General features: G+C 64.1%; 1 protein-coding gene. It reads left to right on the forward strand.

From position 1 onward, the window contains the following. The first annotated feature begins 52 nt into the window (after nt 1-52). Nucleotides 53-1,231, forward strand: coding sequence for an IS481 family transposase (locus tag EHH60_RS36855; RefSeq protein WP_124164001.1), 1,179 nt, complete (start codon nt 53-55; stop codon nt 1,229-1,231). Nucleotides 1,232-1,244 lie beyond the last annotated feature (13 nt).

Genomic DNA, 1,244 nt, shown 5'->3' on the forward strand with positions numbered 1-1,244 from the left:
AGTAGACCGGATGGATGGGTGACAGTTCTCTGTCGGCTGGGAGGATCAGCCGATGCCTTGGCGAGAGAGCTGTGCAGTGGACCAACGGGTGAGCTTCATATCGGATCAGCGAACCGGCATGTGGACGATGACCGAGCTTTGCGAGCGCTACGAGATCAGTCGCAAGACCGGTTACAAGTGGCTGGAGCGCTACCGGCTGGAGGGGCCTAGCGGGCTTGAGGATCGTTCCCACGCCGCGCGGGTGCATGGGCGGGCGACGCCTCAGCACATCGTGGATGCGATCGTTGGGCTGCGGCTCGAGCGGCCGAGCTGGGGACCGCGCAAGATCGTCAGCAAGCTCGAGGCTCGCCAAGGGGATGTCGACTGGCCGTCGGCCTCGACAGCCGGAGCGATTCTCAAACGGGCGGGACTCGTCGGCGACCGCAAGGTCCGTCGACGTGCGCCGCCGCGGATGGGGCAACTGACGGTGCCTCAGCATGCCAACCATGTATGGGCCCTAGATCACAAGGGCTGGATCCGATTGGGCGACGGTTCTCGCGTTGAACCATTCACTGTGACCGATGGCTTCAGCCGCTATTTGATCAGCCTGACGGCGACGGGCAGCACGCAATATGCCGAGTGCCAACCGCTACTGGAACGGGCGTTTCGCGAGCACGGCTTGCCGCAGATCATCCGCTCCGACAACGGCTCGCCGTTCGCCTCGACCGGGACGACCGGTCTGACCGCGCTGTCGGTATGGTGGATCAAGCTTGGCATACGCCATGAACGGATTGATCCTGGCCATCCGCAGCAGAACGGCCGGCACGAACGCTTCCACCTCACGCTTCTGGAAGCCATGCGGCCACCGCCGCCGACCAGGACCGCGCAAGCCCGACGGTTCGCAGCATTCGCGCGCGACTATAACGAAGAACGGCCCCACGAGGCGCTTGGCCAACGCCCACCTGCCAGCGCCTACCACTCTTCCCCTCGTGCGATGCCAAGTCGGCCTCCGGAGCCGGACTATCCCGTCGAAGCGGCGGTGCGCCAGGTTCGCTCCAACGGCGAGATCAAATGGCGTGGCGATCTCATCCACCTTTGCAGCGCTCTCGCTGGTGAAACAGTTGCCGTGGAGGAAACCGCCGACGGGCAATGGCAGGTGCGCTTCTTCAACGTGCCGATCGGCATCATCGACCAGAAAACATCGACGCTGCGGCGCTGCGCTAGCGCAGCGCCGCAGCAGACCGAACCATGAACGACTGTTACCT

This window comes from Bradyrhizobium sp. RP6 (genome assembly GCF_003837805.1).
Classification (GTDB): domain Bacteria; phylum Pseudomonadota; class Alphaproteobacteria; order Rhizobiales; family Xanthobacteraceae; genus Bradyrhizobium.